Raw genomic sequence first — 8,477 nt, 5'->3', positions numbered from 1 at the left:
TCGCCGGCAAGCCGGAGCTGATCCGCCAGGCCGAGGTCAACGGCAAGACGATCTTCCGGGTCCGCGTCGGGCCGCTGGCCAAGGCGGAAGCCACGAGCCTCTGCACCGAGCTTCAGGGCGCCGGCGGCGCCTGCGTTGCGGCGGGCTGCGAGGGCGGCTGCGCGGTCGCGGTCTGGCTCGGCATCTGCGGCGTCGAAGCCGCCGCCATCCGGCCGGGCTTGGGGCGTGCGGCGGATGCATCGTCGCCCGGCAGCGTCATGGTCGGGACCGGCGAGATCGGGGACGATTCCGCCTGGGCCTCGCGCTGGACCGCCGGGGGCGGGGTGTCCGGCCGGACCACGACGGTGCGGACCTTGCGCGGCTGGCCGAACACGTCGAACGAGGCCGAGCCCGGCGTGAGGTTGGCCGTCTCGCCGCGATCCTGTGCCGGCCGATCCTGCCCTTGCGCCGCGCGGGCGGCCTGGGCCACGTCGAGGGGCTGCTCCTCGCGGTTGACGATGCGGATCTGGCTGTCCTTGGCCTTGGGCTCGTAGATCTGGCGGTTCTGGTCCGGGATCTCGACGCCGTCGGCGACCTTCGGCGCGACCTTCACCGGCGAGGTGTCGGCCTGGATCACCGGCACGCCGCCGCCGCTGCCGCCGCGGCTCAGGCCCTTGTAGGTCAGTGCGCCGGTCACCGCGACGACGACGACGGCGACGCCCGCGCCGACCGTGACCAGCCGCCGGCGCGGCTTCACCCGCTTCAGGCTGCGCTGGTCGTAGGCCTCGGAACCGCCGTCCTGGTAGGTCTGCGCGTCGCCGTAGGCCACCGGCTGGTCGGAGCCGTGGTCGACCGAGGCGAGATACTGGTCGAACGCGTCGGCCGGGGTGTTGCGCTGCGGCTCGGCGTAATCGTTCGGATGATGGGCGGCCTCGTTGCCGAAGCTCGGCTCCTGGCGGCCGCGATGGGCGGACGCCTGGGGGGCGGGCTCGCGCCGGTCGTCGCGGGCGGCGAGGAGGGCGCGGAAAGGATCGTCCTGGCCGACGATGCGGGCGAGTTCCGCCAGCGGGTCGGGCTTCTGCGCGGCAGGTTCGACGGCCCGCGGGGCCGGCGAAGGCTGCTGCAGATCGCGCGCGAAGGCGTCGAAATCGACAGGCGCACGCGAAGCGTTCGTCATGGCAGCATCCTTATCCTACGCCGACTTAGGGGGCGCACTCATCGCATCGCGTCCGGAGCGCTCACGCCAAGCACGGCGAGACCGGATGCCAGGACGCCTCGCAGCGCTTCGATCAGCGCCAGCCTCGCCCGAGTCGACTTTCGGTCGGTTGGATTAACAAACCGTAATTGCGGCAAGTCTTTGCCCTTGTTCCAGAAACTATGCAGGCTGCTCGCCGTTTCATAGAGGTGGAACGCGATCCGGTGCGGTTCGTGGGCGGCGGCGGCCGCCTCCAGCACGCGGGGGTATTGCGCGATCAGCCGCAGCATCTCGGCCTCGCCCTCATCGGACAGCAGCGCGAAGTCCGCATCACCCAGCGCCGCCGCATCGGCGGGATCGAAGTCGGGGAACGCCTCGCGTGCCTGGCGCTGCACCGAGCGGATGCGGGCATGGGCGTACTGGACATAGAAGACCGGGTTGTCCTTCGACTGCTCGACCACCTTGGCGAGGTCGAAATCGAGGGTCGCGTCGTTCTTGCGGTAGAGCATCATGAAGCGGATCGCGTCGCGGCCGACCTCGTCGATGACCTCGCGGAGCGTCACGAACTCGCCCGAGCGCTTGCTCATCTTCACGGGCTCGCCCGCGCGCAACAGCCGCACCAGCTGGCACAGCTTCACGTCGAGGCTCGCCCGCCCGTCGGTGACCGCCTTCACCGCCGCCTGCATGCGCTTGACGTAGCCGCCGTGGTCGGCGCCGAGGACGTCGATCAGCTCGGTGGCGCCGGCGAGGTACTTCGCCCGGTGGTATGCGATGTCGGAGGCGAAGTAGGTGTAGGAGCCGTCCGACTTCAGCAGCGGCCGGTCGGTGTCGTCGCCGAAATCCTTGGTGCGGAACAGGGTCTGCTCGCGGTCCTCCCAATCCTCCGGCACCTGCCCCTTGGGCGGCGGCAGGCGGCCCTCGTAGACGAGGCCCTTCTCGCGCAGCTCCGCGAGCAGCGCCGCGACCGCGCCGCCGCCCTCCCCCTGCAGGGTGCGCTCGGAGAAGAACACATCGTGGTGGATGCCGATCGCGGCGAGGTCCCCGCGGATCATCGCCATCATCTCGGCGATGGCGGTCTCGCGCACCACCGGCAACCATTCGGATTCCGGTTGTCCGAGCAGCGCGCGGCCGTGGGTCTCGGCCAGCGCCTGCCCCACCGGCACGAGGTAGTCGCCGGGATAGAGACCCTCGGGGATCGCCCCGACCTCCTCGCCCAGCGCCTCGCGGTAGCGCAGGTAGGCGGAGCGGGCGAGCACGTCGACCTGCGCGCCGGCGTCGTTGATGTAGTACTCGCGCGTCACCTGCCGGCCGGCGGCGACGAGGAGGTTGGCCAGCGCGTCGCCGAACACCGCCCCGCGGCCGTGCCCGACATGCATCGGGCCGGTCGGGTTGGCCGAGACGTACTCGATGTTGACCCGGCCGCCCGCCATCCGTCCGCGCCCATAGCCAACGGGATCGGCCAGCACGCCGCGCAGAACGCCGTGGAACACGGCGGGCGCGAGGCGCAGGTTGATGAAGCCGGGGCCGGCGACCTCGGCTCCGACCACGCGCGGGTCCGTGCGCAGCTCGGCGGCCAGCGCCTCGCCCAACGCCTTCGGGTTGGTCTTGGCCTCCTTGGCGAGCACCAGGGCGGCGTTGGTGGCGAGGTCGCCGTGGCTCGCGTCGCGCGGCGGCTCGACCACGACCCGGGCGAGGTCGAGGCCTTCGGGCAGCGTCCCGCCGCGGACCAGCGCCTCGACGGCCTCGCGCACGCGCGCCTCGAACAGGGCAAAGATGTTCATGATCGTGTCAAATCCGCTCGCACCGGCGCCCGACGATGCGACGGTGTCTCATCCCCGCGCCATAGCAAGGGGGGGCGGAGGTGTCACGGCAGGGACGGCTCCGCGGCGCTGGTCCACCCTTGCAGAACCGTGCGCAGCGGCTCCGGCAACGCGACGGGCCGGCGGGTGGCGCGGTCGACGTAGACGTGCACGAAGAAGCCCTCGGCCGCGGCCTCGTCGGCGTCGCCGCGGAACAGCCCGATCTCGTAGCGCACGCTCGACCGGCCGATCCGCGCGACGCGCACGCCGGCGGTGACCACGTCCGGGAAGGCGATCGGCGCGTGGTAGCGGCAGCCGGTCTCGACGACGAGGCCGATCACCGGGGATCGCGCGATGTCGAGCACGCCGGCCTCGACCAGCAGGCCGTTCACCGCGGTGTCGAAGAACGCGTAGTAGACCACGTTGTTGACGTGCCCGTAGACGTCGTTGTCGGCCCAGCGCGTGCCGATCGGGACGTGGCGCGGATAGGACGCCCGGTTCGTGGCGGCGCGGAGTGGGGTGGCGGCGTTCGGGGCAGGCGTCTCGCGCATCGCGGCGTCCATCGGGCAGGGCACGTGATGCCCGGTCTACCAGATCGCGGGCGGCGTTTCGCGCATCCGGGCGGCTCGATCCGCACCCGGGATCGCTTCCCGTCTGGGCGGATCGCGCGCATCGCCTGAGCAACCCGCGGAGATTTTGTGCAGAGCCGCGTCCGCGATTTGACGGGCTGGTTCGAGCGGTTACCGTTCCCCGTCTCGGGCCCGCCGCGAGCGGGTCGGGTCGCGTTCGGAAGAGGTGGCCGATGGACGAACCCGCCGCAGCGATGAATGTCGGGGTCTTCATCCCGATCGGCAACAACGGCTGGTTGCTCTCCGAGAATGCTCCGCAATACAAGCCGAGCTTCGCCCTCAACAAGGCGGTGACGTTGAAGGCCGAGGGCTACGGCCTCGACTTCGCCCTGTCGATGATCAAGCTGCGCGGCTTCGGCGGCAAGACCGAGTTCTGGGACCACAACCTCGAATCGTTCACGCTGATGGCCGGGCTCGCCGCCGTCACCTCGCGGATCAAGCTCTACGCCACGGCGCCGACCCTGTGCTTCCCGCCCGCGATCACGGCGCGGATGGCCGCGACGATCGACTCGATCTCCGAGGGACGCTTCGGCCTCAACCTGATCACGGGCTGGCAGAAGCCGGAATATTCGCAGATGGGCCTCTGGCCCGGCGACGCCTTCTTCGCCGACCGGTACCGGTACCTCTCGGAATACGCGCAGATCCTGCGCGAGCTCTGGGAGACCGGGCGCAGCGACCTCAAGGGCCAATACTTCCAGATGGACGATTGCGGCCTGAGCCCGCGGCCGCAAGGTGCGATGAAGGTGATCTGCGCCGGCCAGAGCGAGGCCGGCATGGCCTTCACCGCAACCTACGCCGACTACAATTTCTGCTTCGGCAAGGGCGTGAACACCCCTACCGCCTTCGCGCCGACGGTTGCGCGCCTCGAGGCCGCCAAGGCGAAGACCGGCCGCGACGTCTCCTCCTACGTGCTGTTCATGGTGATCTCCGACGAGACCGACGCCGCCGCTCACGCCAAGTGGGAGCACTACAAGGCGGGCGCGGACCAGGAGGCGATCGCCTGGCTCGGCGTGCAGGGCGCGGCCGACACGAAGTCCGGCGCCGACACCAACGTGCGCCAGATGGCCGACCCGACCTCGGCGGTGAACATCAACATGGGCACCCTCGTCGGCTCGTTCGAGAGCGTGGCGCGGATGCTCGACGCGGTGATGACCGTGCCCGGCACCGGCGGGGTGCTGCTGGTGTTCGACGATTTCCTGAAGGGGCTCGACGATTTCGGGCAGAAGATCCAGCCGCTGATGCAGACCCGCCGACACGTCGCCGCGGCTGCGGCGCCGCTCTCCGAGGTCGCGTGATGGAGGCGCCCGCCGGATACCGCGACGCCGCCGGCCGCTTCGGCGGCGTGACGCTGCCCGCGCGGCCCGAGCCGATCGCCTTCGCGCCCGAGGCCACCGCGCTCATCGTCGTCGACATGCAGAACGCCTACGCGACGAAGGGCGGCTACCTCGATCTGGCCGGCTTCGACGTGTCGCAGACCGGGCCGGTGATCGGCCGCATCGCCGCCGCCGTCGCGGCCGCGCGGGCGGCCGGCATCGTCGTGCTGTGGTTCCAGAACGGATGGGACGCCGACTACGTCGAGGCCGGGGGGCCGGGCTCGCCGAACTGGCACAAATCCAACGCGCTGAAGACCATGCGCCGGCAGCCGGGGCTGAACAGCCGGCTGCTGACCCGCGGCACCTGGGACTACGACCTCGTCGACGCGCTGAAGCCGCAGCCCGGCGACATCGTCATGGGCAAGCCGCGCTACAGCGGCTTCTACAACACGGCGCTCGACAGCACCCTGCGGGCGCGCGGCATCCGCACCCTGGTCTTCACCGGAATCGCCACCAACGTCTGCGTGGAATCGACCCTGCGCGACGGGTTCTTCCTCGAATACTTCGGCATCGTGCTGGCCGACGCCACCCACCAGGCCGGCCCGCCGAGCCTGCAGGAGGGCGCGCTCCTCAACATCGAGACGTTCTTCGGCTGGGTCTCGGACGTGGCGGCCTTCGAGAGGGCCCTCTGTGCCGAGCCGCGTCGCACCGAAGCCGCCGAGTGATCGCCAACGGAAAGTCCCGAACACAATGCCGAAGACCGTCGTGATCCCGCCCGGCACCGGCAAGCCGCTGGCGCCCTACGTGCCCGGAACCCTGGCCGACGGCGTGCTCTACGTCTCGGGCACGCTGCCGCTCGACGCCGACGCCAACGTCGTCCATGTCGGAGACGCCTCGGCCCAGACCCGCCACGTGCTCGAGACGATCAAGGGCGTCGTCGCGGCCGCCGGCGGGACCATGGACGACGTGACCTTCAACCACGTCTTCCTCAAGGACTGGGCCGACTACGCGGCGATCAACGCGGTCTATGCCGAATACTTCCCCGGCGAGAAGCCGGCGCGCTACTGCATCCAGTGCGGGCTGGTGAAGCCGGACGCGCTGGTCGAGATCGCCTCTGTGGCGCATGTCGGCAGGCCGGTCGGCGCGCTCGCCGTCGACACCTCGGTCTGATGCCGGTCCATCACGACGTCGCCGGCGACGGCGCGCGGACCGTCCTGCTCTCGCCGGGGCTCGGCGGGATGGCGGGCTACTTCGCGCCGCAGATGCCCGCGCTGGATCCGCACTTCCGCGTCCTGACCTACGACCATCGCGGCACCGGCCGCTCGAAGGGCCCGCTCGAGCCCGGCCACGACATCGCGGCGATGGCGGAGGACGCGCTGTCGGTCCTCGACGCCACCGGCACCGCGAGGGCGGACGTCGTCGGGCACGCGCTCGGCGGGCTGATCGCGCTGCAATTGGCGCTCAACCACCCGACGCGCGTCGGGCGCATCGTCGTGATCAACGGCTGGGACGCGATCGATTCCGCGACGCTGCGGTGCTTTTCCGCCCGCAAAGCGCTCCTGAACCATGCCGGCCCCGAGGCCTTCGTCCGCGCGCAGGCGATCTTCCTCTATCCCGCCCCGTGGCTGTCCGAGAATGCCGCGCGGGTGGCGGCGGACGAGGCGCATGCGCTGGCGCATTTCCCCGGGCCCGAGACGGTGCTCGCGCGGATCGGCGCGCTGGAGCGCTTCACCCTTGCCGGGCGGCTCGGCGCGATCCCGCACGAGACCCTGGTGATGGCCGCCCGCGACGACGTGCTGGTGCCCTACACCGCCTCCGAACGCCTCGCCGCCGGCCTCGCCAAGGCCCGCCTCGATCTCGTGGCCGAGGGCGGCCACGCCCACAGTGTCACGCGGGCGGAAGCCTTCAACCGGACGCTGCTCGACTTCCTGCTCTGATTGGGCGGAAACTCTCCGAGGCCGGCTCGAACAGCGGCACCTGGCGCATCTCCGGCACCAGCACCAGGCCCCTGTCGGTGATGCGGATCTGCGGGATCACCGAGAGCGGGATCAGGTTGAAGCCCATGTAGGGGATGGTGCAGCCGGCCCGCTCCCAGGCGACCTTCAGGGCGCGGACCTCCTCGGCGACCGCGCCGACGCGCTTGTCCGAGAGCAGGCCCGCCACCGGCAGCGGCACCATCGCGACGACCGCGCCGTCCTCGACCACGCAGACCCCGCCCTGATGCGCCGCGACGGCGTCGACCGCGACCCGCATGTCGGCCTCGTTCAGCCCGGCGACGATGAGGTTGTGCGAATCGTGGCCGACGCTGCTCGCCACCGCGCCGCGCTTCAGCCCGAAGGCGCGCAGCAGCCCGTGCGCGGCGTGGCCGCCGAGCCCATGCCGCTCCACCACGGCGACGTGGCACAGATCGTTCTCGGCGAGCGTCGTCGGCCAGTCTACGGCGGGATCGAGCGTGATGCGCTCGTGGACGAGCTCGATGCCGGGCAGCGTCGTGCGGATCGCGTTGACGGTGCAGGGGGCTTCCGGCAGCGTCGGGATCAGCGACGGCACCGGCACCGGCAGGTGGACGGTGGCGTAGGCGCGCGCCGGGTAGCGGTAGGGGCGCGACAGGGCCGCGTCGAGGCGCGGCGTGATCGTGCGGTTCTCGACCACCAGCTCGCCGCCGTACCAGGTCGATTGCGGCACGAGGTCGTCGTCGAGCAGCACGAGGTCGGCCCGCCGGCCGCCACCGAGGCCGCCGATCTCGCCGTCGAGGCCGTAGCGCGTCGCGGGGTGCAGCGAGCCCATCGACCAGGCCGCCGGCTTCGGGATGCCCATCCGCACCGCTTCGCGCACCACCCAGTCGAGCCCGTATGCGAGGAGGTCCACGGCGTCGCGGTCGTCGGTGCAGCAGCAGACTCGCTTCCAGGCGGCGCCGTAATCGACCACCGTGCCGATCGCCTTCGGCAGCGAGTGCCACGGCGTTGTCGGCGGCCCGCCGCGCAGGAAGATCCAGATGCCGGCGTCGAGCAGGTCGTCGGCGATGTCGCGGTCGATCGCCTCGTGGGTGTCGGTGACGCCGGACGCGGCGTAGGCGGCGACGAAGTCGCGGCCGTAGATGTGGCCCGAGACCGGGCGCCCGCGCGACAGCGAAGCCGCGATGATCGCGTGGGCGCGGGGATCGCCCTCGGCGACCGCGACGAAATCCATCTTCTCGCCCAGGCCCAAGGCCTCGGGCCAGGCGTCGAACAGGGCGGCGATCTTCTCGGCGGTGAGGTCGCCGCCGGCGGTCTCCAGCTTAGGCGTCGTCGCCGGCACCGTGCTCGGCACGGTGAGGTAGATGTTGAGCGCCGCCGCGCGGGCATCCTCCAGCATCCAGGCGACGCCGTCGGCATCGAGCACGTTGCCGATCTCGTGGCTGTCGCAGACGATCGTCGTCGTGCCGTTCAGAAGTGCCGCCTCGGCGTAGGCGCAGGCGGTGATCATGCTGCTTTCGATGTGCAGATGCGGGTCGACGAGGCCCGGCGCGATCAGCCCGCCGCCCGCATCGAACCGCGCCGCGCCGCCGCGATGGCTGCCGGCG

General features: G+C 71.2%; 8 protein-coding genes and 1 pseudogene. 5 read left to right on the top strand and 4 right to left on the bottom strand.

Annotation, left to right across the window (positions count from 1 at the left end):
- Positions 1–134 (top strand): annotated as a pseudogene (locus FV223_RS13825) (SPOR domain-containing protein); the annotation flags it as partial.
- On the opposite strand, the gene FV223_RS13820 reads toward FV223_RS13825, so the two are convergent.
- From FV223_RS13820 to FV223_RS13810, 3 genes are all read right to left on the bottom strand, one after another.
- Entirely contained in the window at positions 113–1,156 is a 1,044-nt protein-coding gene (locus FV223_RS13820) for an SPOR domain-containing protein (RefSeq protein WP_147727587.1), read from the bottom strand. The pseudogene FV223_RS13825 and the gene FV223_RS13820 sit on opposite strands and share 22 nt — an antisense overlap.
- Positions 1,157–1,194: 38 nt before the next feature.
- Positions 1,195–2,955 (bottom strand): arginine--tRNA ligase, encoded by a 1,761-nt coding sequence (gene argS / locus FV223_RS13815; RefSeq protein WP_147727586.1) that lies wholly within the window; start codon positions 2,953–2,955, stop codon positions 1,195–1,197.
- An 83-nt stretch (positions 2,956–3,038) separates the two neighbouring features.
- Positions 3,039–3,524, bottom strand: a complete 486-nt coding sequence (locus FV223_RS13810) for a thioesterase family protein (RefSeq protein WP_210246704.1) — start codon at positions 3,522–3,524, stop codon at positions 3,039–3,041.
- A gap of 272 nt (positions 3,525–3,796) precedes the next feature.
- On the opposite strand from FV223_RS13810, the gene rutA reads away from it, so the two are divergent.
- The 4 genes from rutA to rutD are packed head-to-tail and all read left to right on the top strand — an operon-like array spanning position 3,797 to position 6,852.
- A complete protein-coding gene (gene rutA / locus FV223_RS13805) occupies positions 3,797–4,897 on the top strand; it encodes a pyrimidine utilization protein A (protein WP_147727588.1) in 1,101 nt (366 codons plus the stop codon).
- Complete coding sequence (rutB, locus tag FV223_RS13800; RefSeq protein ID WP_147727584.1) at positions 4,897–5,640, top strand: pyrimidine utilization protein B; 744 nt, start codon at positions 4,897–4,899, stop codon at positions 5,638–5,640. Before rutA ends, rutB begins: the two co-directional genes overlap by 1 nt.
- Before the next feature lie 25 nt (positions 5,641–5,665).
- Positions 5,666–6,085 carry a pyrimidine utilization protein C gene (gene rutC, locus FV223_RS13795; RefSeq protein ID WP_147727583.1) on the top strand — a complete coding sequence of 140 codons (420 nt, stop codon included), beginning with the start codon at positions 5,666–5,668 and terminating at the stop codon, positions 6,083–6,085.
- A complete protein-coding gene (gene rutD, locus FV223_RS13790; protein WP_147727582.1) occupies positions 6,085–6,852 on the top strand; it encodes a pyrimidine utilization protein D in 768 nt (255 codons plus the stop codon). The genes rutC and rutD overlap by 1 nt, the downstream gene beginning before the upstream one ends.
- Here rutD and FV223_RS13785 read toward each other — a convergent pair.
- The coding region (locus FV223_RS13785; RefSeq protein WP_147727581.1) for an adenine deaminase C-terminal domain-containing protein at positions 6,821–8,477 on the bottom strand (1,657 nt) is incomplete at its 5' end. The two genes, rutD and FV223_RS13785, sit on opposite strands and share 32 nt — an antisense overlap.

The organism is Methylobacterium sp. WL116, assembly GCF_008039455.1.
Classification (GTDB): Bacteria; Pseudomonadota; Alphaproteobacteria; order Rhizobiales; family Beijerinckiaceae; genus Methylobacterium.
This window is presented reverse-complemented; position numbering and strand designations above follow the sequence as displayed.